Origin of the sequence: Klebsiella sp. GW_Kp182, from assembly GCF_040062275.1 — a bacterium.
Taxonomy (GTDB): domain Bacteria; phylum Pseudomonadota; class Gammaproteobacteria; order Enterobacterales; family Enterobacteriaceae; genus Klebsiella; species Klebsiella michiganensis.
Window position 1 is genome coordinate 111,807 of sequence record NZ_JBEAFQ010000007.1, and the last position, 24,253, is coordinate 136,059.

Consider the following 24,253-nt stretch of genomic DNA (forward strand, 5'->3'; position numbering starts at 1 on the left):
GCGAGAAAGGGCTTTTTTGCATCGTGGCAGCCCGGCGGCGGCTGATGCCTTGCCGGGCGCGTATTATCAAAGGATCAGTGAAATTCTACCCAGCTGGCGCCGCTGTCTGCTGAACGTACGCACTTCTCGACCCAGTGCACGCCGAGCGCCCCGGCTCTGGCATCCGGATACCAGAAGTTTTCCAGCAAAGCGGCGTCGCGACGGTCGGTGGCATCCATGGCGATGGCAAAGCGGCGATACAGATTCGACCAGGCCTCAAACAGCCCTTCGGGATGGCCGCCGCCGATCCGGTCGTCCTGCAGTGCCAGCGGATCGAGATAGGACATTCCGCGTTCGAGGATGCGCACCGGCTCGCCCTGAATTTCGTAGCGCAGCTGGTTCGGCTGTTCATCCCACCACTCCAGGCTGGCTTTCTCCCCGACGATGCGGACTTTCTGTCCGTGCATTGAGCCGCTGTTGACCGCCGAGCACCACATCGACCCTACGGCGCCGTTGTCGTACTCCATCAGCACATGCGCGTTATCCTCCAGCGGCGCGCGGCTTTTGACAAAGCTCTGGCGGGAGCACATCAGGCGAGTGATATTGAGCTTCGGCGCCATGGTCTCCGCCAGGAACAGCGGGTGGGTGGCCAGATCGCCCAGCACGTAGCTGGGACCGACAAATTTCGGGTCCACCCGCCAGCGGGTGCTGGGGTTATCCTGCTCTACCGGCTGGTTATGGAAACCGTGGGCGAACTGCATATTGATGATGCGGATCTCGCCCAGCAGCCCCTGTTCAATCATCTGCCGCGCCTGGAGAATCAGCTGATGCCCGGCGTAGCCGTAGGTGACGCCGATGATTTTGCGCTGTTTTTCGCTCAGGGCCACCAGCGCATCGGCCTCTTCGCCGGTAAAACAGAGCGGTTTTTCGCAGACCACATGCAGTCCGGCCTCCAGAGCCGCGCGGCAAATGGCGTAGTGGGTGTTGTTTGGCGTGGCGATGGAGACCGCTTCAATGCCGTCTTCCCGCGCCGCCTCTTCGCGAAACAACGTTTCGTAGTCGGGGTAACAGCGCCCGGCCTCCACGCCCAGCTGCTGGCCAAACTCGCGCCCGCGCCGGGGGTCAATATCAAAGGCTCCGGCCAGCAGGGTAAACGATCCGTCACGCAGCGCCGCAGAGCGGTGAATATAGCCAATCTGGCTGCTTCCGCCGCCGCCCACCATGCCCCAGCGCAAGGAGCGGCCAACAGGTTTAATACCGTTAATCATGTGTTTTCTCCCGATTAAAAACCAACCGAGCGCAGGTAGCGCAGGCTTTCCGTGACCGCCTGCAGGCTGCCCTCGACGTTGCGCGGATCGCGCTCTTGCTCAATGGTGATCCAGCCCTGATAGCCCCGCTTGTCGAGAAAGGCGCGCACCGCCGGATAATCAATGGCGCCGCTGCCGAGCGGGCACATCACCCCCTCCGCGCAGGCGGAGAAGAAGTCGATGCCGCGGGAAATCACGCTCCTGAACACCTGCGGGTCGACATCTTTAAAGTGCAGGTAGTCAAGGCGGTCAAAATGGCGATCCAGCCAGCTGATGGGGTCCATGCCCGAATAGAAGAGATGGCCGGTGTCGAGACATAAACCGGCTACGTCATGGGGGATTTGTGCCGCCAGCAGATCGATTTCATCGGCAAACTCAATGCAGCCGCCGGCATGAGGATGGATAACCGGGCGAACGCCGTACTCCTGCCACGCCAGTCGGCTGATGGTCACAATGTGGTCGACCATCCGCTGCCAGTCGGCGGGTGACAGGCGGGGAGCCAGCTCGCCGCGCCCGGCATATTTCGCCCGCTGCGGATTGCCGAAATCAATAATGACCAGATAAGGCGGCTGGAAGGGGTTGCCCGGCGTCTTTTCCGCCGACGGCACCTGCGACAGGTTGCGGCAGAGGTTATGCGTCAGTTCGACAATATTCGCGAAGTTCTCTTCGCTGACCAGATCGTCGAAGATCGTTCCGGCAACCAGCGACAGCCCCTGTTTATTCAGCGCTGCGCTGAGTTCATCGGCCCGGGTCGGCAGATAGCTCCACGGGCCCAGTTCAATGCTTTTATAACCGGCGGTCGCCGCTTCTTCCAGTACCTGGGACCACGGCGGCAGGTAAGGGTTTTTGGGATCATCGACGCCCCAGCTGCACGGCGCGTTGGCAATATGTATGGTCATGATGGCTTCCTTTTCAGATGAGGAGAAAACATGACCAGTATTGAATGAAAATTTCATATCCAACAATGATGAAATTTAAATTCTTTGATGGGATTCAAGGTTTATTTTGATAGTATAAATGATGGCTTTTTATCAAAAGCAGCGCTGAAGCGGGGCGCGGCGACTTTACCCGCGCCTGCGGCAATCAGAGGTTTTCTTTAGTGAGGAGGTCAAACGGCTGCAGAGCGTTGATAAACGCCACCTGCGGCTGGCTGGCGGCGTGGACAAACGCGTTGATGGTGGCGGCGGCAAATTCGTCAAGCCGATGGGTAAGCATGAGATCGATAGTGCCGTCAATTAGCGCCAGCTCGCCGCTATCCACCGGGCCATGACAAATCAGGGTGACCTGATGCTGGCGCTGGCGCGCGCGCAGGGCGGCGACAATCCCTTCCACGCCGCCGCAGGGCGCGTAAATGGCCTTCAGAGCGGGGTACTGTTGCAGCATTTCTTCCGTAACCTGGCGCGCGACATCGGCGCGTTCGTGGCTGCGCACCGGTTCAAGCACCCGATCGCCTTTGCCCTGTTCACGCAGGTAGGAGCGAAAACTTATCTCGCAGCTTTCCTGACAAATAAACCGATTATCGCCGACGATAATGCCAATTTCGCCGTCGTCGTGGCACAGCCTGTCCACCGCCCAACCGGCGGTGCGGCCCGCTTTCTGGTTATCCAGCCCGATATAGCCGGTACGCTGCGGGATGCTCATATCGGAGAGCAGGGTGAAGACGCGGACGCCTTTCTCGATGGCCTGCACGACCGCATGGCGGATAAGCGGATTATCCAGCGCAACAATACCGATAACGTCGACCGTATCGCTCAGACGGGCGATCGCGGCGGCCATATCGTCGATGGCGTTAATATCATAATGCAGAAAAGCGGGGGCCTGCGCCGGGCTATGCCACGGTAACGCCGCCTGCTCCAGCGCCTGCGCCAGCTGATGGTAAAACGAGTGTGACTGCTGTAGCAGAATGAAGCCCATTCTGAGGGCTACCGCCGGCCGATCCGCCGCCAGCCGATAGCGGGATTGCTCCAGCGCGAAGCCTAAGCGCCGCGCGGATTCCAGCACTTTACGTTCGGTGCTCTCTTTCACGGGCGTGCGTTTATTGAGCACCCTGTCCACCGTCGCGATACCGACTCTGGCCTCTTTGGCGATATCCGCCATGGTGACTTTTTTTGCTGACATGATTCTCTTCCCTTGAGGGTAATGATAAAAAGCTATCATTATTGTAACAGGCAAACAGCGAGGCGGGTCAGACTTCAGGAAAATCATTTCGCCGCACTGGCTTCATTGACCTGATATTCAACCGCCAGGGTCTACACTAAGTGCATCCCCACTCAGGAACAGGATGTTATGACGTATTCCCTCTCAAAAAAATTCCTCGCCGCCACCTCTGCGCTGCTACTGCTCTCCATGAGCGCGGTCCCGGCCAGCGCCGCCGCCGATAATAGCGACGCGGTCTCTCCGCTCAGCGCCGGAAATGGCTTAAGCGAAGCGGCAAAGCAGTATCTCCTGCGCTATCCCTCCCGCAGCGGCGTGGACGGCAAAACCGCCCGCGAAGATACCGCCGCGGTCTTTATTCCGTTTGGCGCCACCCCGGAAGGGGGATGGCCGGTTGTGGTCTGGGCCCACGGTACCGTGGGCGTGGCTAATCACTGCGCGCCGTCGTTAAACCCGCGCAGCGATCGCGATAAGCAGTACCTGAACACCTGGCTGTCGCTGGGCTACGCGGTGGTCGCGCCGGATTATGCCGGTCTGGGTTCGTCTGGCCTGCACCATTATCTTAATGCCCGCGGCGAAGCGTGGAGCGTGCTTGATAGCGTTCGCGCCGCCCTGAAACAGTTCCCGCTGAAAAATGAACTCATTCTGGTCGGACAGTCGCAGGGCGCGCACGCCGCGTTCGCCAGCGCCGGATATCAACCCCACTACGCGCCGGAGCTGAATGTTCGCGCAACGGTGCTGACCGGGACGCCGTATTTTGAGAAGGGGACCACCGCAGCCGACATTCTTCCGCCGGCAGGCGGCAAAGCGCCGATCGGCGGCGACCCGAAAATACCCTATATTTTCTATATTTACCTCTCGGCTGCCGATAGCAACCCGCAGCTCAATCCGGCTGATTATTTCCAGGATAAAGCGCTGCCGCTGCTGAAAGAGGCGAGCAATTTATGCATTACGCCGCTCAACGATGAAGTGATGAAGGCCGGTCTGAATGCGGCTAACGCCCTGAAGCCGGGGGTGGATTCGCTGTTAAACGCCAGCGTGGGCGCCATGCTCTACCCGACGCTGAAAATCGATCACCCGGTGTTTATCGGTATCGGCAGCGCGGATATTAACGTGCCGACGGCAATGCAAAAACGCTTTGCGGACGCGGTGAAAAGCGCGGGAACCCGTGCGGACGTGCATATTTATGAGGGGCTGGATCATAGCGGTACGGTTAACCCGTCTTTACGCGACTCAGTGCCGTTTTTGATTAAGACGCTCAACGATAAGCGGTAGCGGCGAAGGGATGATGAGCCGCCCTGAGCAAGGGGCGGTTCAGTACAGGTATGGCGTCGATTACCAGTATTTGGGGATCAGATAGCCATACATAACGACGGCGACAACAATCATCAGCGTAATAATCGCCCAGTCGGCTTTTAGTGATTTTACCGCGTTCATAAGTTCCTCTTTTTCAATGAATCACCGGGTAACGTTACCGCCGTCGCGCCTGCATGTAGGTGATAGAGATCACATAAAAAATATTTGTCATACAAATAAAGTGTGTCAATTTTTTTACTCTTCTCAGCAATATTTTGCCCGCTCATTCGTCTACCTCCGCACAGGGTAATTATTCAATAGCGTAATGAGGTAAACAGACGATGAGAGATATCGATATGCACGGTCAGCACCACCATCACCGCTTTGGCCGCCACAGAATGGCGAAGCCGCTTCTTATCGGCGTGGCGCTAATCGCCATACTTGGGCTGCTGGTGATGTCGCTGTGGAATGCGCTGCTGCCGGCCATCCTTGGGGTGAAGAGTATTGGCTTCTGGCAGGCGTTAGGGATTCTGGCGCTGTCGCGGATCCTGTTCGGCGGCCTCGGTTTTCGCCCGGGCATGTTTGGCATGGGGCACGCCCGGCGTCGGATGCATGAACGCTGGATGAACATGAGCCCGGAGCAGCGCGATGAGTTTGTGCAGCGCTTTGGCCACCGCGGGCATCGCGGCCACTGCGGCTGGCGCGACCGCCGCAGCGAGCATGCTCCGCAGCAGGAGAGTTCGCCTAAAAGCGCGGATCCCGAGTGAGCACAATGAAAAACAGGATCGTGGCGCCATCACGGCTTGTTTCCGCCCTCGATGCCTGCCGGTCGCGGCTGAAGGCTTTTATTCGCGGACGGACCCCGCTGCGCGATGAGGCGGACGATATCCTGCAGGAAGTGACGTATCAGCTCATTCGCGTCGAGCAGCCGGTGGAGAATATCGCCGCCTGGTTGTTCCGGGCGGCGCGTAACGAGATGACCGACAGGGCAAGAAAAAAGCGCGAGCTGCCGCTGGCGGGCGGTTTCAGCGACGAGGAGGAGGGCGATTTTCCCGAGGATGAGCTGGCCGAAACGCTGTTTGGCGTTGCGCAAACGCCGGAGGATGAGTATCTGAAAGCGCTGCTCTGGGAGGAATTAAGTCAGGCGCTCTCGGAGCTGCCGCCCGCCCAGCGTGAAGCCTTTGAGAAAACCGAACTGCATGGCTACAGCTACCGGGAGCTGGCAGAGGAGTCCGGCGTCAGCGAACAGGCGCTGCTCTCACGTAAGCATAAAGCGGTACTCTACCTTCGTACCCGCCTGCGCGCGCTGTACGATGAACTGCTGGCCAGTTAGGCATTCTCCGGCTCCTGCTGCAGGGGCCGGAGAGGTGCGTTTAAGCCGCTGATTGAATTATTGCCTGTAGCCCCAGGCCGTGAGGAAGGCGCTAATCGCGCATTCGGCGAGCTGCTCCAGCCTCTCTGGCGCCACCGCTTTTTGCGCAATTAAGGCCCCCGGCAGCGGATAGCCCATAATCGCGCCGAGAAACGCCGTCGCCTCTAGCTCCGGCTCGCTGAGGGTCAGCAGACCTTCGTCTTGTTTCTGCGCCAGGATATCGCTCAGCGCCTGCAGTACGCGGCCTGAGGGGCGCTGTTCGAGCGTGACGTAAAGCTCGGGCTTTTGCACCAGCACCTGGATCAGCAGGCGCTGAAAGTGAATATTCTCCGGCGCATAAAAGTGTTGTTGCACCACTTTCGCAAACCCGCGCAGCAGCGCGGGAAGATCCTGCTGACGATCCTGCAAAAGCTGGCGCAGGGGCGGCTGCATGGTGTCATTGAGAAACGCGAACGTCTCCAGCAGCAGCGCGTCTTTGCCGCCGGGAAAATGGCTGTACAGGGTCGGGCGCGTGGTACCCGCTTCGGCGGCAATGGTATCCAGCGACACATCAAGCCCGTGGCTGAGAAACAGCTCACGGGCGGTTTGTAAAATGCGTGGGCGGGCTTTCATTGGCCGCCCGCGTTGATTTCCCATCAATTGAGTCCTTACCGTTTGCGCCCTTTAAGGCGCATCATTCCTTGCTGTACCAGCAGGAAAAAGAGTGGAACGAAGAGCAAGGTCAGCAGCGTCCCGGTGAGCATACCGCCGATCACCGCGGCGCCAATCTCACGCTGGCTGGAAGCGCCGGCGCCGGTAGAGAGTACCAGAGGGATAACGCCGACAACAAATGCAAGTGAGGTCATCACGATGGGGCGCAAGCGCAGGCGAGCGCCCTCCAGCGCCGCGTCGGCCAGCGTTTTACCTTGCTGAAACCGCGCCAGGGCGAACTCAACGATCAGAATCGCGTTTTTGGCGGAAAGCCCCATGGTCGTCAGCATACCGACCTGAAAGTAGATATCGTTTTCGTATCCGGCGAGCAACGAAGCGCTCACGGCCCCAAGAATGCCTAACGGGACGATCAGCAGTACGGCGACAGGAATCGACCAGCTTTCATATAAGGCGGCGAGACACAAAAACATAAAGGCCAGCGACGCCAGGTATACCCATAACGTCTGCACTGAGGAGGTCTGCTCCTGCCAGGATAAACCGCTCCATTGCCTTTCAAACCCGCTCAGCTCGCCCACCAGTTCGGACATCGTCGCCATCGCCGCACCGGAACTGACGCCCGGCGCCGCGTTTCCCTGAAACTGCACGGCCGACAGTCCGTTAAACCGCTGGAGCATTTGCGGCCCGGTGGTCCAGCGGAATGATGAGAAGCTGTCGAAGGAGGCCATGTTGTTGCTGTCGCCGCGGACAAACCAGGCGGATAAATTATCCGGCGTCGAACGCCAGGCCGCATCCCCCTGCATATACACGCGCTTAACGCGCCCGCGGTCGATAAAATCGTTGATGTACACGCCGCCCCAGGCCGCAGAAAGGGTGCTATTGATGGCGGCCTGATCCAGCCCCTGGGCCTGGGCTTTTTGTCTGTCGATATCCACCTGCAGCTGCGCTTTCTCCTCCAGACTATTAATTCGCACGGCGTCCAGCGTCGGGGTTTGCCTGGCGGCAGTGAGGAGGGTGGTTTGCGCCTCGATGAGCGCCTGGCGGCCGTTTTCCGCGCTGTCCTGCAGCCAGAGTTCAAAGCCGCTCGACTGCCCGAGTCCGCGTACGGTAGGCGGCGACATGACGCTGATGGTGGCCAGCCGGGCGTTTTTTAAAAAGTACCGGTTCGCCCGCGCGATAATCGCCTGCGCGCTGTTCTGTTCCCCGGGGCGCGCGTCCCAGTGCTTTAGTTCGGCGAAGGCCATCCCGACGTTCTGCCCGCTGCCGGCGTTGTTTCTGCCGGTGACCATAAAGATGACGTTGAGGTTATCCTCCTCCTCGGCCATGAAATAGCGGGTAATGTCCGCGCCGACCGCCTCGGTCATCGCCATCGGCGAACCGGATGGGAGCGTAAACTGAACCATCACCGCGCCCTGATCCTCTTCGGGCAGAAAGCCGCTGGCCAGCTTCTGATACTGCCAGAGCATTAAAAGCGTCAGCGTCAGGGCCAGCAGCACAAAGCGGAGCGGGCGAACGATTATCCGCCGGAGTATGGCGAGGTAACGGTTCTGGCTGGCGGCGACGCCGCGGTTGAAACAGGTGAAGAATCGCCCTTTTTTAAGGTGCCCGGGTTTAAGCAGATGGGCGCACAGCGTCGGCGTCAGGGTTAACGCCACCAGCGCAGAGAGCGCCATTGCCGAGACGATGGTGACGCTGAACTGGCGGTAGATAATCCCCACCGAGCCGCCGAAAAACGCCATCGGGATAAATACCGCAGAGAGAACCAGCGCGATGCCAATCAGCGCGCCGGTGATCTCATTCATCGAGCGCAGGGTGGCTTCAGGCGGGGTAAGATCCTCCTCCGCCATCAGGCGTTCAACGTTCTCCACCACCACAATGGCGTCATCAACCAGCAAACCGATTGCCAGAACCATCGCAAACAGGGTGAGGGTATTAATGCTGTAGCCCAGCAGGCTGAGGATGCCGAAGGTGCCGAGCAGAACCACCGGCACCGTGAGCGTCGGGATCAGCGTAGCCCGCCAGCTCTGAAGAAAGAGGTACATGACGGCCACCACAAAAAGAATCGCCTCAATCAGCGTACGCACCACGCTTTCAATAGAGACCGTCACGAACGGCGTGCTGTCGCGCGGGTAAGCGGCGACAACGCCTTGCGGAAAGCGCGGCGTCAGGCGTTCGACCTCCGCCCGGATCTTCTCCGCCGTCGCCAGCGCGTTAGCCCCCGATGCCAGCTGAATTGAGATCCCGGCGGAGGGGAAACCGTTGAGCGTGGTTTGGTTTTGATAGTTTTCCGCGCCGATCTCCACCCGGGCGACATCGCGCAGATAGACCACCGAGCCGTCGCTGTGGGTACGCAGGATAATATTTTCGAACTGTTCCGGACGCTCAAGGCGGGACTGGGTGGTGACCGTTGCGTTCAGATACTGCCCCTCCAGCGTGGGCAGCGAACCGATTTCACCGCTGGTGACCTGCGAATTCTGCGCCTCGATGGCGGCCTGCACGTCGGAGGGCATCAGACCGTAGCTGGTCAGCTGCAGCGGATTGAGCCAGATGCGCATTGCATACTGGGCGCCGAAAACGGTGGTTTCTCCGACGCCTTCAACCCGGCTCAGCGGCTCCTGCAGGGAACTGACGAGAAAGTCGCTAATATCGAGGCTGGTTAACGACCGGCTTTGGTCATACAGGGCCACCACCATCAGGCTGTCTCCCTGTGATTTGGTCACCGCGATCCCTTGCTGCTGCACCTCCTGCGGTAAGCGCGTGATAGCCTGATTGACGGCGTTTTGCACCTGTACCTGCGCCATGTCAGGGTTAATGCGCTGATCAAAACTGAGGCTAATGCGCGCCTGGCCCGCTGAACTGCTGCTGGAGGAAAAATAAAGCAGGCCGTCGATGCCTTTAATCTGCTGCTCCAGCACCTGCGTCACGCTGTCTTCCACGGTTTCAGCCGAGGCGCCGGGGTAGTTTGCCGTGACGTTGACGCCGGGCGGGGCGATATCCGGATACTGTTCAACCGGCAGGGTCAGCAGGGCAAGGGCGCCGGCCGCCATAATACAGATGGCGATGACGACGGCGAAAACCGGGCGAAACACAAAAAAGCGAGCCAGCATCGTGGTGCACCTTCGGTCAGTTAAGGGATGCTTGCAGAGCAAACACGGCGGGTGGCGCGTTTATCGCATCGTCGGGCGGAATCGGGGTAAAGGGCAGCCCATGGAATGCCTCATCGTGGACTTTGCTCATCAAGAAGGCGCCGATCTCAGAACATGACGTCGTACGCTGGTACTCACTCCACAGATAGTCGTAGGTTTCAATGCTGAAAATATTCTGCTGCAGTAAAAAGTGCAGATAGCGTTGCCGCTGTTCCACGCGCTGGCTAATGAGCAGGGCGCGACAGCGCCAGGCCTCGGACGGTTCTTGTAGGTGCGAGCAGGCGTCATAGAGCGGGGCGCCCTGCGCGGGCAGGCTGGGTAAAGCGGCGTTCATCGCGCAGGGGAAAATGGCTAATGCAATGAAATAAAAAAGCTTTCCCCATTTTTCTTTGTTAATCATCAGATTCACTCCGCCAGTTTATTTACTTTACAGTAAAGTAAATAAACTGTTTAAACAAGCGTTCATCTGTACGAAGAGTAAACGGGGAAAGCGAGGGGGGATGAGCAGGAAACGCCTGCTCAGGATTTAAAACATGCCGTTGCCGCTGGCGGTTTTTTGCGGAACGTTCTGAGTCACGTCCCAGTGTTCAACGATTTTATGCTGTTCGTCGACGCGGAAGATATCGATAATCGCCCGCGTCACGCCCGGCTCGCGACCGGTGACCTCAACGTGCAGGATCACATGATCGCCGTCGACAAACGCCTGCTTAATTTCGCTGTGCGAGTCGGGATATTTGTTCTTCAGGAAGGCGATAAATTGCTCAAAGCCTCCAACGCCGTCTTTCGCCATCGGGTTATGCTGTACGTAGCGGTCTCCCAAATAGGGTCTGGCGGCGGCAAAGTCTTTGTCATTTAACGCTTTATTATAAAAATCAATAACATTCTTTTTATTCAGCTGTTCATTTTCACTGTTGCCCGCAAAAACGGCGGGCGTCAGAGCGCAGAACAAGGAAAAGGCGACGATCGATTTTTTCAACATACATCCTCCGGTGGGGTTGATACCAGGCTCCTGGCCTGTCAGGTGAGTGCATCAGCTTCCCCAGCGGCTTTTCAGGTAGTTAACGGCCTGCTGGGTTTGCGGCTGATTGAGGTAATTCTCTCTGAATAAAATCGTGCCCTGAATTTGCGGCATGGATTCATTCAGATCAAGCTGCTTTTTCAGCTCCGGCACGCCGCCGCTAATCATCCAGTCAGGTTCGTTCTTCGATGGCTCGCCAACTTTGTACAGCGCCACGCCGATATAGAGGCGGGTACGGGTGGGTTTCACCACGTCAGCCCACCACTTTGCCAGCACATCGTAGCGGGCCGCGTCGCGGGCGAAAGGCCAGTAAATCTGCGGCGCGATGTAGTCCAGCCATCCCTGCTGGACCCAGAGGCGGGTATCGGCATACGACTCATCGTAGGCCGCTGCGCCGCGGGTATCTGAACCCGCCGGATCGTGGGAGCGGTTGCGCCAGACGCCTGCCGGACTGACGCCAAATTCAACATCGGGATTCAGCTGCTTGATGGTGCGGGAAACCTGCTCAATCAGCAGCTGCGTGTTGTGCCGCCGCCAGTCCGCTTTCGCGGCAAAGCCCTGGCCGTACTGCTGGAACGTCCGGTTGTCGTTAAGGGCCGATCCCGGTGATTCGGTGTAGAAGTAATCGTCGAACTGGACGCCGTCAACCGGGTAATGCTCCACAACCTCGGCCACGATGCTGGTGATCCAGTCGCGGACTTCCGGAATGCCCGGATCGAGCACGAAGCGATCGCCGGAGGTGCGAATCCACTCAGGGTGCAGGACGTATACGCTGGCGGGAACCTGCGACAGCGTGCTGTTCAGTTCGGTGACGGTTTTCGGCCGCGTATTGACCGAGACGCGATAGGGGTTAAACCAGGCATGAACGCGCATGCCGCGCTTATGGGCTTCATCCAGCATAAACTTGAGCGGATCGTAGCCCGGATCCTCACCGATTTTGCCGGTCAGCATATCGGACCACGGCAGAATCTTCGATGGCCAGAGCGCGGTGCCATCCGGTTTCACCTGGAAGAAGACGGTGTTAATGCCGAGGCTTTTTAAATTATCCAGCTTGGCAACCAGCGCCTGCTGCTGCAGGGCGATGCGGCGTTCGGCGCTAATGCCGCCATTGACGGATTCCAGCGGCGGCCAGTCGAGGCGCGACACGGTCGTCAGCCAGACGCCGCGCACCGGCTCCTGGCTCTTGGGCAACGTCGGCTGGCGGGCCGCGGGCGGCATGGGCGTGACAAGAGAAACGGGCGGTTTGCTACCGCAGTGGGCCAACAGCAGCGCGGCAGCTATAGCTACCGCGGATATTTTCACCTTGTTCAGAATAAACTTACGAGAGCGGATCGTCATCATATTTGCCAGCTTTTCTGGTCATCGCACAAAAGAGTCATTTTCGTATTATTCGGCTATAAGTCAATCATTTAGCTACAGATGCGGCAGCATAAGCACGCAAACCTCAGACGCAGAAAACGCCTCCTGCGCCGCGCAATGGTTTGCCATGATATATCATTGATATGCATTAAAACTTGATCGGTTCAGGGCGAGTATAAACAGGATTTATTAAAATTTGGCCAAACAATTGACCTTTGGCCTTTTCCGGCGAGTCAAACTGGATTAGCACAATGAACTATTCATCATCACGCCATCGTCTGTGGATACTCCTGTTTCTGATTGCGTTGCTGAGCCTGGGCACCGGGCTTTGCTACTGGCAAATGCAAAAAAAGGTGGATCAAGATATCCATTCGCGCCTGCAGCAGGCGATAGCCAGCCTCGATGTGACTGTCTCCCATGCGGAGCAGGCAGCCGATCTGGCTGAGCCTTTTTATGGTAAAAGCTGTAGCGAGAATGTCCTGACGGAGCTGCGCACGCTGGTGGCCACCATTCCCGATGTGCGCACGGTGAATTTAGGTAAGGATAACGAAATATACTGCACCTCGGTTTTTGGCGGGCGTAAATTTCAGTTCGATCGTCGCCAGTATACGCATGGCGCTCTGCGCCTGCTGAGCGGCAGCGAAATCACGCCGTTTCATCCCTTGATGGTTTACAGCGAACAGGATGAGCGGGGAAATACGATTCTGGTTGGCGTTGACGGCTATTATTTATACAACATTTTGACCGTTCTTGATGGCGATGCGCATCTCTATCTTCAGGTTGGCGATCGGATAATGACCCGCAAAGGGGAAGTGACGGCGACGCCGGATATCAAGGTTCCCGTGCGCCTGGCCTCTGAGCTGTTTACCTATTCGGTTATTGCCGACCGCGGCTACGCCTCTGGCGTCGGTGCGTTTATCCGCTATGAGCAACACACGCTTATCGCCATTATTCTGGCCTCCTTGCTGCTCACCTTTTTATTCAGGAACTACCTCCGCTACCGTAATACGATTGAGTATCAGCTCAGAAAGGCTATCGAACTGAAGCAGCTCAAGCCCTATATTCAGCCAATTATCAACAATGACAGCGGAGCGGTTATCGGCGGTGAGGTGCTGGTGCGCTGGGAACATCCGAAGCAGGGATTTATTGCGCCGGATAAATTTATTTCCGTGGCAGAGCAGACCGGCTTGATTAAAGACGTGACGGCGATTTGCTTTGCCGAGGTGATCCGTCAGCTTCGGCGCCATCAATCCGTTATTCCTGGAGGTCTGTTTATTTGCTTTAACACCAGTTCGGTAAACTTTCAGGACGACGAAATAGTGACCCTGTGCCAGACGTTTATCCAGCAGATGAAAGAGGCGCAAGTCCGCCTTGTTCTGGAGATAACCGAGCGCGAGTCGATCGAAAATACCCGGCAAACATCAGCGGTGACGGACAAACTCAGGCGTATCGGCGTCCAGTTTTCGCTGGATGATTTTGGTACCGGCTACGCGAACTACAGCTACATCCAGCAATTTAATCCTGAGATTATCAAAATCGATAAGGTCTTTACCCTCAACATTGTGACCAACACGGCTTCCGCGCTGGTGGTGAAGAATATGGTTAATCTGGCCAGGAAGTTTCATTGCCAGATTATTGCTGAGGGCATCGAGGATAAGGAGCAGCTCGCGATGCTCAAAAATATGGGGATTACCCTCTATCAGGGCTATTACTTTTCTAAACCGGTGCCGGTCGATGCGTTTATTCAGATGCTTCCTCGCTCGTTTAGCGAGTCATGAAGGCGCTAAAGGCGACGCTCTTGCCCACGCAAAACACAGGAAATTAAAAGGTGATCGACTCGGCAAAACCGAGTAATAATAACCCGTTCAAGCTGAAAATTTGGCATTATTGAGAAACAACTCAACAACATGGAGGTTGTCTTGTTTGAATCTCATCTCAATATTTTTATCCGCGCGGTTTTCGTTGAAAATATGGCGCTCAATTTTTTCCTCGGGATGTGTACTTTTCTCGCTATCTCCAAAAAAATCGATGTCGCATTTCGCCTCGGGGTAACCGTGACGGCGCTGCTGGCCATTGCGACGCCGATTAACAACCTGATTTACCATTACCTGCTGAAAGAGAACGCCCTGATCGAAGGGGTTGACCTGAGCTTCCTCGATTTCATCACGTTTATCGGCGTTCTTGCGGCGCTGGTGCAGATCCTCGAAATGGTGATCGACAAATATTTCCACGCGTTAAACCATGCTCTGGGGCCGTTCCTGCCGCTGTTAACTATCCACTGCGCCATTTTCGGCGCGACGATTTTTATGGTGCAGCGTGAATACAGCTTCCTTGAATCACTGACTTATGGCACCGGATGCGGTATTGGCTGGGCGCTGGCGATTGTGGCGCTGGCCGGCATTCGTGAAAAGCTGAAATATGCCAATATGCCGAAAGGCTTACGCGGTTTAGGCAGCGTATTTATTACCGCCGGCTTAATGTCGCTGGGGTTTATGTCGTTCGCCGGCATCTCGCTGTAGGCTACGCTGAACGTCGGGGGAGAGATTCTGCCGTCCAGACCCTGGGGTTGTACGGCAGAAGGCGCGAAATTATTGCCTCAGCGTTTTACTACGGGTAGTTAAACGCATCCGGATGGTTCTCCAGGCTGCCGCTCAGGGCGGCAAAGAGCACCGTCTTGCCATCGATAGAGCGCTCATCGCTAACATTCAGCCAGGTCAGTGTCTCCTGGGCGGTTTTTTCGTCAACGGCGGAATAAAGCCCGGACATCTGTCCGGATTTTTCCGACCACAGCACGGCGAAGCGCTCCGCTGCGCAGTCGTGGGGTTTGCAGACGCTGAATACCTGATAGACCTCGGCGCCAAGCTTCACCGTCCGGGCAGGCGAGCCCGTGCCGCCGGACTTTATCCAGGCGGGCAGGTTATGCCCTTTAACCATCTGGCTAAAGGCTGCCGGTTCCTTTTTGGCCAGACCGTCCAGCGTCATATCGGTTTGCGCCATGGCGTGGGTGGATGCAGCCAGAAAAGCGATAGCGGTTAAGTGTTTAAGCATAAAATTGCTCCTGCGAACTCTCTGATTCCGTTTGATGACCGGTGATAATGGCTCTGATTAGCTGTTTTTGGTCTGAACCCAAAAAGCGTGGATAAGGCCTGGAATATAGCCGAGGATCGTTAAAATAATATTGAGGATAAACGCCCAACCAAAGCCTTTACCCAGCAGTACGCCAAGCGGGGGTAGAATAATCGTCAACACAATTCGCCAAAAACCCATAATATCTCCCTGTTTAGTGAGTTAGCTCATAATTATTTTAGCGGTTGCGCCTGTTTTTGCAAATTTTAACTTTTTGAATAATAAGACTGCTAATATTACCCGCGCCTCGTTACTACATATTTAATAAATAGAAAAGCCCCAATTCACCTTTCTGACATATATAAGATTATTCCAGGGTGAGGCTTGCGTCAGCGGCGCTGACAAAGCAAGAGTGTTCCATCGTAAACGCATTTAAACGTAAATAAGGAATGCAGGTAACGAGGCGGGAAGTGCGCTACACTGGCGGGGAGATTTATCCCATCATGAAATGGCGGCGGCATGGACAACATTATCCTTTATAAAGTTATCGTCATCCTGACCATTATCGGGTGGGGCTGGAGCATGCTTAGAAGGAAGCAGAAAAAGCAGGTCCTGGAACCCGCTATTGCGCAGGCGAATGCCAGGGAGCATTATCAGTGGCGTTATTTCAGGTGGGGCTGGAGAGTTTTGCAAATCGTCTGCGGTTTTTATTTGCTGATTACCCTCATCCAGTTTCTTCTCTGCGGCTAGCGTTCGCCGCTGCGGCGAGCTGGAACAGCGCGCGACAGCGACGAGCGCTTCTTTTATGCGACGCCGGTACCGCCGTCTGAGCACCAGACCTGACCGGAAGCGTACGAGCAGGCATCTGAGGCGAGGAGAACGTAAAGGGGCGCAATCTCGACCGGCTGTCCCGGTCTGCCGAGCGGCGTATCCTCACCAAACTGCTGAACTTTCTCTTGCGGCTGGCCGCCGCTTGACTGCAGCGGAGTCCAGTACGGGCCGGGCGCCACGGCGTTAACGCGGATACCGCGCGGACCAAGCTGCTTAGCCAGCGATTTGGTAAACGCCACGTTGCAGGCTTTGGTCTGGGCATAATCCAGCAGGATCTCGCTGGGTTTAAACGCCTGCACGGAAGAGGTGTTAATGATCGCCGCCCCCTGAGAGAGATGACGAAGCGCGGCTTTGGTTATCCAGAATGGCGCATAAACGTTGGTTTTAAACGTGGCGTCAAACGCGGCGGTCGTTAACGTCTCAATGGATTCACAATACTGCTGCCTGCCGGCGTTGTTAACCAGAATATCCAGCCCGCCCAGCTCAGCGACCGCCTTTTCAACCAGGGTATCGCAAAATGACTCAATCCGAATATCGCCGGGAATGGCGACGGCTTTTCTTCCCTCGGCCTGGATCAGCGCGATAACGGCAGCCGCGTCGGACTCCTCCTCCGGCAGGTAGCCGATAGCGACATCCGCGCCTTCCCGCGCGTAGGCAATCGCGACAGCCCGACCAATCCCCGAATCACCGCCGGTAATCAGCGCTTTTTTCCCCGCCAGCTTTCCGGAACCGGTATAGCTGGTCTCACCGTGATCGGGAAGGGGCTTCATTTCGGATGCCAGCCCCGGGGGCTGCTGCGGCTGCTCGACAAACGGCGGAAGTGGATAGTGTAGCGTTGGGTTATTTCCTGTTGTCATACCGGCCTCCTTAATAAATGAAATTTAAGATTAGTCAATGACTGCGTTTGGGCGATAAAAAAAGCGCAAACCAGGAATAATTAACATCGTAAAACCAGGAATTATTTACCTGGCTTTTAAGTCAACATGTAATACCAGAACAGCGCAATTTCATCTTTTTCCGGTAACGCGCTGTAGAGATAACGATCGTATCCGCCCAGGGTAAAGCCATAATTTCGGTAGAAAAGGCAGGCGGGAACGTTGACGTTCTGGGTTTCCAGCTTTAATCCCGCCGCGCTCATGCTCCGAGCCCATATATGGGCTGCCGCCATGAGCTTGTTGGCCGCGCCCGTTCTGCGCTGTGAGCGCTCGATGGCGATATAATCCACGGAAATAAATTTGTTCCAGATCAAGGAAGCGGTGATAAATCCGGCCACTTGCCCCGCGTCGGTTTCCGCGATTAAAAATATAGCATCCGGATTAACGCAGTGGTTTTCCAGCGTCTGGATGTCCAGTTCATAGGTTTTATTATAAGCGCTGGGAAGTGTTTCAATTTTCAGATCATTATTGACAAAGGGGCCGGTGGCAATCTGGCTGACGGTGAAGGAAAAATCACAATATTCCAGGCGAGCCAGGTCGGAATTTAATCCTTTACGAATCTGCATAGCATTCCTTGTTTTTTAAGCGATTTATTAATCATAGACAACGTCTTTAAAAATAACAGCCTCGCCATCAACAGCGCACGCGTTTAAACCTGGTCTAATCTTATATTCATGCCGCATTTTCCACAGGTCATTTGAGGATATTTAATGGAATCCAGAGTATTTAAAAAACATTGGGGGGCGGAGTTCATTGCCGCGGACACGGTCCGCTTTCGCGTCTGGGCCGAAGGTCAAAAAACGATGACGCTGAGCCTGACGGGCCGGGATATTCCGATGGACGCTGCGGGAGAGGGCTGGTTCCAGATTGACGTCCCCGGCGTAAAGCATGGTGATGAATATATGCTCCGTTTAGCCGACGGCACGCGCATTCCGGACCCGGCGTCGCGCGCGCAACGCGATGATGTTAACGGCCCCTCGGTGGTCATCGACCCCAGGCGTTTTCAGCCGGTTAACGCTGGCTGGAAAGGGCGTCCGTGGGAAGAAACCGTGATATATGAACTTCATCCGGGCACCTTTACGCCGGATGGCACCTTTCTGGCCGCCATCGAAAAGCTGCCTTATCTGGCGGAGCTGGGGATCACCCAGATAGAGGTCATGCCCGTAGCCCTGTTTGGCGGTTCCCGCGGCTGGGGTTACGACGGCGTATTACTCTATGCGCCGCACGCAGCGTATGGCGCACCGGAGGATTTTCACGCCTTTATTGATGCCGCCCACGGGTTAGGGCTATCGGTGGTTCTCGATATCGTACTGAACCATTTTGGCCCGGAAGGCAACTATCTCTCTCTGCTGTCGCCGGGCTTTTTTCATCAGGACCGGATGACCCCGTGGGGTAACGCTATCGCCTATGAAACCGAGGCCGTGCGGCAGTATATTACCGAGGCGCCGCTGTTCTGGCTGACCGAATACCAGCTTGATGGGCTGCGCTTTGATGCTATCGATCAGATTGAAGATCGCTCCGCCAGGCATGTACTGATAGAAATAGCCGAAAATATCCGCGCCGCGATTCCCGACCGCCACATCCACCTCACCACTGAAGACAGCCGGAACGTGATTTTCCTCCATCCGCGCGATGAGAACGGACAGACGCCGCTCTTTACCGCCGAGTGGAACGATGACTTTCATAACGCCGCCCACGTTTTCGCGACCGGCGAAACGCACGCCTATTATCAGGATTTTGCGCATCAGCCGGCAAAGAATGTCGCAAGGGCGCTGGCCGAAGGGTTTGTCTACCAGGGTGAGCTTTCTGCGCAAACCGGAAAGCCACGCGGCGTGGCCTGCGCCGCTCAGCCGCCGCAGTTTTTTGTCGACTTTATTCAGAATCACGATCAGACCGGGAACCGTGCGCAGGGGGAGAGGCTGATTTCTCTTGCCGGCGCCGGGAAAACGCGCGTTCTGCTCGCGGCATTGCTTCTGTCGCCCCACATTCCTTTGCTGTTTATGGGCGAAGAGTTTGCGGAGACGAACCCCTTTCTGTTCTTTACCGATTTTCATGGCGACCTCGCGAAGGCGGTGCGGGAAGGGCGGGCTAAAGAGTTTGCCGGGCACGCGGGACACGATGCATCAGTCCCTGACCCGAACGATCCCCGGACCTTTATCCGTTCTAAGCTCGACTGGCAGAAGGCGGCAAGCGAGGAGGGGAAAGCCTGGCTACGCTTCACGCGCCACCTTATCCAGCTGCGCCATCGCTACATCGTCCCGCTGCTCGCGGCGGGAGGGGCCGCGGAGGGCATGATCCTGCACGCGGCGGCGCAGGCGCTGGCGGTGAGCTGGCAATTCTCCGGCGGCACGCTCTCCGTGGCGCTGAATATCGGCGAGGAGCGGGCCGCGATGCCGGAAATACCGGGCGAGGTCATTTTTAGCTGGCCGGAGCGGCAGGAGGCGTTATCGCCAAACAGTATTGTTGTCCGTTTTGCACATGGAGAAGCCTCATCATGATCCCTTCCGCAACCTATCGTATTCAGTTCCGTAACGGCATGACCTTCGAACGCGCGGCGGCTCTGGCGCCATATCTCAAAGACCTGGGTATCAGCCATCTTTACGCCTCGCCGATTTTTACGGCAACCAGCGGGTCAACCCATGGCTATGATATTACCGATCCTAACGAGATCGATCCGGCCATCGGGGGCCGCGAAGGGTTTGACCGGATGGTGAAGGCGCTGCGAAACGCGCAAATTGGCCTGATTCTGGATATTGTTCCCAACCATATGGCGACCTCGCTGGAGAATCGCTGGTGGCGGGACGTCATCGAGCAGGGCAAAAACAGCGCCTGGGCCCATTATTTCGATATTGACTGGACGCGTCCCGTTACGCTGCCGTTTCTGGGGGATACCTTTGAGGCGGAGCTGGAGAGCGGGGCTCTCGCGCTAAAACGCGATCCGGAAACCGGGAAGCCGGCGTTCGTCTACTATGACCAGGCCTGGCCCCTGAATCCTCAAACCCTGGCGACAGGTGAGCAACTACTAACATCCCCGGACCGCGACGCCATTCTGGCGCTGCACGAGGCGCAAAGCTGGCGGCTGATGTCCTGGCGGGAAGCGCCCAGGCAGCTCTCCTGGCGGCGCTTTTTTGAAATTACCGGCCTGATTGGCGTCCGGGTTGAAGACCCGGCGGTGTTTGACGACACCCACCGCCTTATCCTTGAACTGGTGCATTCTGGCATCGTCGATGGTCTGCGCATTGACCATATCGATGGCCTTGCCGACCCGCTGGGGTATTTGCAGCGCCTGCGCCAGGCAGCCGGGCCAGAGTGCTACATTACGGTGGAAAAAATCCTCGCCAAAGGCGAGCAGCTGCCCGCCGACTGGCCCGTCTCCGGCACCACAGGATATGAGTTTATCGCTTCGCTGGCGGAAGTGCTGGTGGATGACAATAACCTCGATCAGCTGCAGCAGGTTCATGATGAAGCGCTCGGCGGAGCAATAGATCGCCATACCGCGCTGCGCGAGGCGAAAGGACTGATGGTGGATCGCAATTTTGAGGGTGAATTTACCACCTTATTGCGGCTGGCCACCGAACTGGCGGAGCGTAATAGCATGGCGGTTGAGAGCGACGCGCTGCGCCATGCCTTGCGTGAACTGCTGCTGTCCTTCCCGGTCTATCGTACCTACGGCACCGCCGAAGGACTGACCGCAGGCGATATTACGCTGTTAAACCGGGTGGTTGACCAGGTGAACGCCCGGGAAGACAAACCCGATGCCAGGGCGCTTGAGGTCATTATCGCCATCCTGACCGGCAATCTGCACGAAAGTAGCCTCGACACCGCGTCACTCTTCAGAACCCGGTTTCAGCAGCTGACGGGGCCGTTGATGGCTAAATCGGTCGAGGATACGCTGTTCTTTCGCCATAACCTCGACCTGGCATTGAACGAAGTCGGGGCCGATCCTACTCCTCGCGCTTTTTCTCTCTCTCGTTTTCACCAGGAGATGCGCATTCGTCTTGCCCGCCAGCCCGACGCGCTGCTGGGAACGTCGACGCACGATACTAAACGCGGGGAAGATGCGCGCGCCCGCCTTTACACCCTAACGGAAGCCCCGCAGCTGTGGGCGGAAAACCTTGCGCGCTGGCGTCAGATGAATCAAACCCAGGTGCGTTTTTTGAACGACGGTACGGCGCCGAACGCGGCGGATACGTGGATGATCTATCAGGCGCTCGCCGGCGTGTGGCCTGCAACGCTGCTGCCCGACGATACCGCAGGGCTGAAAGAACTCGAGACGCGTTTTCTTGCTTTTATGGAAAAAGCGCTGCGCGAGGCCAAGCAAAGAACCGACTGGATCGACAGCAATGAAAGCTATGAAAGCGTTGTGCTGAACTATGCGCAACAGCTGTTCGCTGCGGATAATTCGCTCTTTCTCAACGATTTTCACACCGCCCTGCAGCCTTTTATCCGTGCCGGCCTGGTGAACAGCCTCAGCCAGACGGTCATCAAACTGACCGCGCCCGGCGTACCGGATATTTATCAGGGGAGCGAGGCGCTGAACTTCAGCCTTGTCGATCCGGATAACCGACGTGAACCTGACTTCGCCGTCCTGGCGCATAACCTCGATAGCGAAGGCCCTGAGTTGTTTAATAGCGAAAACGCATGGCGAGACGGACAGCTGAAGCAGTACGTCACCGCGTCGTTTCTCAGGTTAAGGCAGCGGCATTCCGCGCTCTTCCATTATGGTGACTGGGTACCATTAAAGGTCACCGGTGACAGGGAAGAGAATCTTATCGCCTACGCGCGCATCAACGACGAGGAGGCCCTTATCGTGGTGGTTCCTCGCCTGGCGTTTGACGTCGCGGCGCACGGATTGGCTGATTCCCCGGTCAGGCTGTGGGGCAACACTGCGGTAGCCATACCCGAAGATCTGGCAGGACGACATTATCGCGATGCGTTAACCGGCGAAAACCGTCTGGTCGAAGAGGCGCTCGATCTGGCGTCAGCAACGGGGTGGTTAGTAACGCTTATTAGTGAAAAGAAAAGTAGAGAGGAATAGTGTCAATGAAAGAAACGTTTGCAATAGAGCCCGGGGACGGCCAGCAGCTGGGGGCTAATTTTGACGGAAAGGGCGTGAACTTTGCGCTGTTTTCAGCGCACGCTGAGCGGGTTGAGCTGTGCTTATTCGATCCTTGCGGAAAAACGGAAATAGCCCGGCTTGAACTACCTGAATATACACACGAAATCTGGCACGGCTACGTACCCGGTCTGCAGCCCGGAGCCTTATACGGTTATCGGGTTTATGGGCCGTACGATCCGGAGAACGGCCATCGCTTTAATCCACACAAATTGCTTATCGATCCCTACGCGCGGGAGCTGGAAGGCGATATTGAATGGAACGATGCGCATTTCGGCTACGAGATGGGCCATGAGGAGAAAGATCTGAGCTTTGATACCCGCGATAGCGCGCCTTTTACGCCAAAATGCAAGGTTGTCGACCCGGATGCCTTCGACTGGCAGGGGGAAAATCGTCCCGACGTCCCCTGGCCGCATGCGGTTATCTACGAAACGCATGTGAAGGGTTTTACCCAGCGCAATCCGGCGCTTCCCCCGGAGCTGCGCGGCACATTTGAGGGGCTTGGGCATCAGGCTTCCGTCGATTATATCAAGAGCCTGGGCATCACCTCCGTTGAGCTGCTTCCCGTACACTGGTTTCCGGACGATCAGCATCTGCTCGACAGAGGGCTAAAAAACTTCTGGGGCTACAATACGCTGGGCTTCTTCGCTCCCGCGTCCCGTTACTATGGACCCGCGGGTATCGCGGGCTTCCGCGACATGGTGCGCGCATTTCATGATGCCGGTATCGAAGTGATCCTTGACGTGGTTTACAACCACACCGCGGAAGGCAATGAGCTGGGACCGACGCTCTCATTTAAAGGCATTGATAATTTTTCCTACTACCGGACGATGCCGGATCAGCATCGCTATTACATAAATGATACCGGGACGGGGAACACGGTGAACACCTCGCATCCCCGGGTGCTGCAGATGGTCATGGATTCGCTACGTTACTGGGCTCAAGCCATGCACGTCGACGGCTTTCGTTTTGATCTGGGGACCATTCTCGGGCGCGAACCCGAAGGCTTCGATCCGCGAGGCGGTTTTTTCGATGCGATAACCCAGGATCCGGTTTTATCGAAGCTTAAACTGATTGGTGAGCCCTGGGATATCGGTCCCGGGGGTTATCAGGTAGGCGGTTTTCCGCCTGGCTGGGGCGAGTGGAACGATAAATATCGTGATACGGTGCGGGAATACTGGAAGGGGGATAATGTTTCCAACGACTTTGCCGCCCGTTTACTGGGCTCCGGCGATCTGTACGATTTACGCGGCCGTCGTCCGTGGTCCAGCGTCAATTTTATTACCGCCCATGACGGCTTTACGTTGAACGATCTGGTTTCGTATAACGAGAAGCATAATGAAGCCAACGGTGAGGACAATAACGACGGGCATAATGACAACCGCTCCTGCAATTATGGCGAAGAAGGCCCGACGGAAAACCAGGATATCGTCGCCGTCCGCGAACGCCAGAAGCGGAATTTCCTGACCACGTTATTGTTCTCCCACGGTACGCCGATGCTGCTGGCCGGCGATGAGTTTGGCCGTTCTCAGCAGGGCAATAATAACGGCTACTGCCAGGACAGCGAGATTTCATGGGTCAACTGGGAAGCACTGTCCGATCAGGACCATGCGTTGCGCCATTTCACCCAGCGTCTGATAGCGCTGCGTGCGGAGCAACCGCTTTTACGCCGTGAAAGCTGGCGTGACGGGCTCGAGATACGCTGGTTTAACGCCGGCGGCGGTCTGCAGCAATCTGAACAATGGGATGAAGGTTCGACGTTAGGTCTCGCCATCAGCCGACCCGATCTTGAACAGGAGGAGGGCATCTGGCATGACGTGCTGATGCTGTTCAATCCCTTTGAGGGCGATGTTCCGTTCCAGATCCCGCAGTTTGGCGAAGGCGGCTGGGTTCTTGAGCTGTCGACCGCTGAAGAAAAAACGGACGGCGTCATCATTACCGAGACAATTGATTTTGTTCTGGCCGGGCGCAGCATTGCCCTTTTCAGACGGCCTTAAAGCCTCAGACAAACCCGGCGTTGAATGCC

22 protein-coding genes are annotated in these 24,253 nt (G+C 56.6%); 9 read left to right on the plus strand and 13 right to left on the minus strand.

All coding sequences use genetic code 11. The features are described from left to right. Positions 1-74 precede the first annotated feature (74 nt). The 3 genes from ABLU88_RS08995 to ABLU88_RS09005 form a co-directional block, all read right to left on the minus strand. Entirely contained in the window at positions 75-1,247 is a 1,173-nt protein-coding gene (locus ABLU88_RS08995) for a Gfo/Idh/MocA family oxidoreductase (RefSeq protein ID WP_025108379.1), read from the minus strand. 14 nt (positions 1,248-1,261) lie between these two features. Then, positions 1,262-2,185 (minus strand): TIM barrel protein, encoded by a 924-nt coding sequence (locus tag ABLU88_RS09000; RefSeq protein WP_348836349.1) that lies wholly within the window; start codon positions 2,183-2,185, stop codon positions 1,262-1,264. A 184-nt stretch (positions 2,186-2,369) separates the two neighbouring features. Beyond that, positions 2,370-3,404, minus strand: coding sequence for a LacI family DNA-binding transcriptional regulator (locus ABLU88_RS09005; protein WP_209419929.1), 1,035 nt, complete (start codon positions 3,402-3,404; stop codon positions 2,370-2,372). 168 nt (positions 3,405-3,572) lie between these two features. Between ABLU88_RS09005 and ABLU88_RS09010 the strand changes: the two genes are divergently transcribed. After that, a complete protein-coding gene (locus ABLU88_RS09010; RefSeq protein ID WP_049083673.1) occupies positions 3,573-4,715 on the plus strand; it encodes an alpha/beta hydrolase in 1,143 nt (380 codons plus the stop codon). Between the two features lie 60 nt (positions 4,716-4,775). Here the strand turns inward: ABLU88_RS09010 and ykgR are convergent, their stop codons facing one another. Beyond that, entirely contained in the window at positions 4,776-4,877 is a 102-nt protein-coding gene (ykgR, locus tag ABLU88_RS09015) for a small membrane protein YkgR (protein WP_004137159.1), read from the minus strand. A gap of 200 nt (positions 4,878-5,077) precedes the next feature. Between ykgR and ABLU88_RS09020 the strand changes: the two genes are divergently transcribed. Further along, the gene (locus ABLU88_RS09020) at positions 5,078-5,503 is read left to right on the plus strand and encodes a hypothetical protein (RefSeq protein ID WP_049079855.1); all 426 of its coding nucleotides are present in this window, start codon (positions 5,078-5,080) and stop codon (positions 5,501-5,503) included. Between the two features lie 5 nt (positions 5,504-5,508). Beyond that, positions 5,509-6,069 (plus strand): RNA polymerase sigma factor, encoded by a 561-nt coding sequence (locus ABLU88_RS09025; RefSeq protein ID WP_014229338.1) that lies wholly within the window; start codon positions 5,509-5,511, stop codon positions 6,067-6,069. Between the two features lie 57 nt (positions 6,070-6,126). Here ABLU88_RS09025 and ABLU88_RS09030 read toward each other — a convergent pair whose 3' ends face one another. The 5 genes from ABLU88_RS09030 to ABLU88_RS09050 all read right to left on the minus strand — a co-directional run bounded on the left by ABLU88_RS09030 (position 6,127) and on the right by ABLU88_RS09050 (position 12,222). Further along, a complete protein-coding gene (locus ABLU88_RS09030; protein WP_025108375.1) occupies positions 6,127-6,744 on the minus strand; it encodes a TetR/AcrR family transcriptional regulator in 618 nt (205 codons plus the stop codon). Positions 6,745-6,755: 11 nt separating this feature from the next. After that, on the minus strand, positions 6,756-9,863 hold the full coding sequence (locus tag ABLU88_RS09035) for a multidrug efflux RND transporter permease subunit (RefSeq protein ID WP_348836356.1): 3,108 nt from the start codon (positions 9,861-9,863) through the stop codon (positions 6,756-6,758). Positions 9,864-9,879: 16 nt separating this feature from the next. Continuing rightward, positions 9,880-10,302, minus strand: coding sequence for a hypothetical protein (locus ABLU88_RS09040; protein ID WP_348836358.1), 423 nt, complete (start codon positions 10,300-10,302; stop codon positions 9,880-9,882). 126 nt (positions 10,303-10,428) lie between these two features. Next, positions 10,429-10,881: a nuclear transport factor 2 family protein gene (locus ABLU88_RS09045; RefSeq protein WP_207172774.1), complete on the minus strand. Its 453-nt coding sequence runs from the start codon at positions 10,879-10,881 to the stop codon at positions 10,429-10,431. 51 nt (positions 10,882-10,932) lie between these two features. Next, complete coding sequence (locus ABLU88_RS09050; protein WP_165795118.1) at positions 10,933-12,222, minus strand: glycoside hydrolase family 10 protein; 1,290 nt, start codon at positions 12,220-12,222, stop codon at positions 10,933-10,935. A gap of 308 nt (positions 12,223-12,530) precedes the next feature. On the opposite strand from ABLU88_RS09050, the gene ABLU88_RS09055 reads away from it, so the two are divergent. Together ABLU88_RS09055 and nqrE are read left to right on the plus strand one after the other, a co-directional pair. Further along, entirely contained in the window at positions 12,531-14,057 is a 1,527-nt protein-coding gene (locus ABLU88_RS09055; protein ID WP_348836359.1) for a cyclic diguanylate phosphodiesterase, read from the plus strand. 129 nt (positions 14,058-14,186) lie between these two features. Then, a complete protein-coding gene (nqrE, locus tag ABLU88_RS09060; RefSeq protein ID WP_009652200.1) occupies positions 14,187-14,798 on the plus strand; it encodes an NADH:ubiquinone reductase (Na(+)-transporting) subunit E in 612 nt (203 codons plus the stop codon). An 88-nt stretch (positions 14,799-14,886) separates the two neighbouring features. Here the strand turns inward: nqrE and ivy are convergent, their stop codons facing one another. Further along, complete coding sequence (gene ivy / locus ABLU88_RS09065) at positions 14,887-15,327, minus strand: Ivy family C-type lysozyme inhibitor (RefSeq protein ID WP_285925001.1); 441 nt, start codon at positions 15,325-15,327, stop codon at positions 14,887-14,889. A gap of 57 nt (positions 15,328-15,384) precedes the next feature. Further along, positions 15,385-15,546: a YqaE/Pmp3 family membrane protein gene (locus tag ABLU88_RS09070; protein WP_004102047.1), complete on the minus strand. Its 162-nt coding sequence runs from the start codon at positions 15,544-15,546 to the stop codon at positions 15,385-15,387. Positions 15,547-15,864: 318 nt separating this feature from the next. On the opposite strand from ABLU88_RS09070, the gene ABLU88_RS09075 reads away from it, so the two are divergent. Beyond that, the gene (locus ABLU88_RS09075; RefSeq protein ID WP_348836361.1) at positions 15,865-16,095 is read left to right on the plus strand and encodes a hypothetical protein; all 231 of its coding nucleotides are present in this window, start codon (positions 15,865-15,867) and stop codon (positions 16,093-16,095) included. Between the two features lie 53 nt (positions 16,096-16,148). Here ABLU88_RS09075 and ABLU88_RS09080 read toward each other — a convergent pair whose 3' ends face one another. After that, positions 16,149-17,033, minus strand: coding sequence for an SDR family oxidoreductase (locus tag ABLU88_RS09080; protein WP_134898058.1), 885 nt, complete (start codon positions 17,031-17,033; stop codon positions 16,149-16,151). 116 nt (positions 17,034-17,149) lie between these two features. Then, the gene (locus ABLU88_RS09085; RefSeq protein ID WP_025108366.1) at positions 17,150-17,677 is read right to left on the minus strand and encodes a GNAT family N-acetyltransferase; all 528 of its coding nucleotides are present in this window, start codon (positions 17,675-17,677) and stop codon (positions 17,150-17,152) included. A gap of 144 nt (positions 17,678-17,821) precedes the next feature. Between ABLU88_RS09085 and treZ the strand changes: the two genes are divergently transcribed. From treZ to glgX, 3 genes are read left to right on the plus strand one after another with little or no spacing between them, the layout of a single operon-like run. Continuing rightward, entirely contained in the window at positions 17,822-19,609 is a 1,788-nt protein-coding gene (gene treZ, locus ABLU88_RS09090) for a malto-oligosyltrehalose trehalohydrolase (RefSeq protein ID WP_348836363.1), read from the plus strand. Further along, entirely contained in the window at positions 19,606-22,149 is a 2,544-nt protein-coding gene (gene treY, locus ABLU88_RS09095) for a malto-oligosyltrehalose synthase (RefSeq protein WP_348836364.1), read from the plus strand. The genes treZ and treY overlap by 4 nt, the downstream gene beginning before the upstream one ends. A 5-nt stretch (positions 22,150-22,154) precedes the next feature. Next, positions 22,155-24,224, plus strand: coding sequence for a glycogen debranching protein GlgX (glgX, locus tag ABLU88_RS09100; protein ID WP_221841956.1), 2,070 nt, complete (start codon positions 22,155-22,157; stop codon positions 24,222-24,224). Positions 24,225-24,253: the final 29 nt, after the last annotated feature.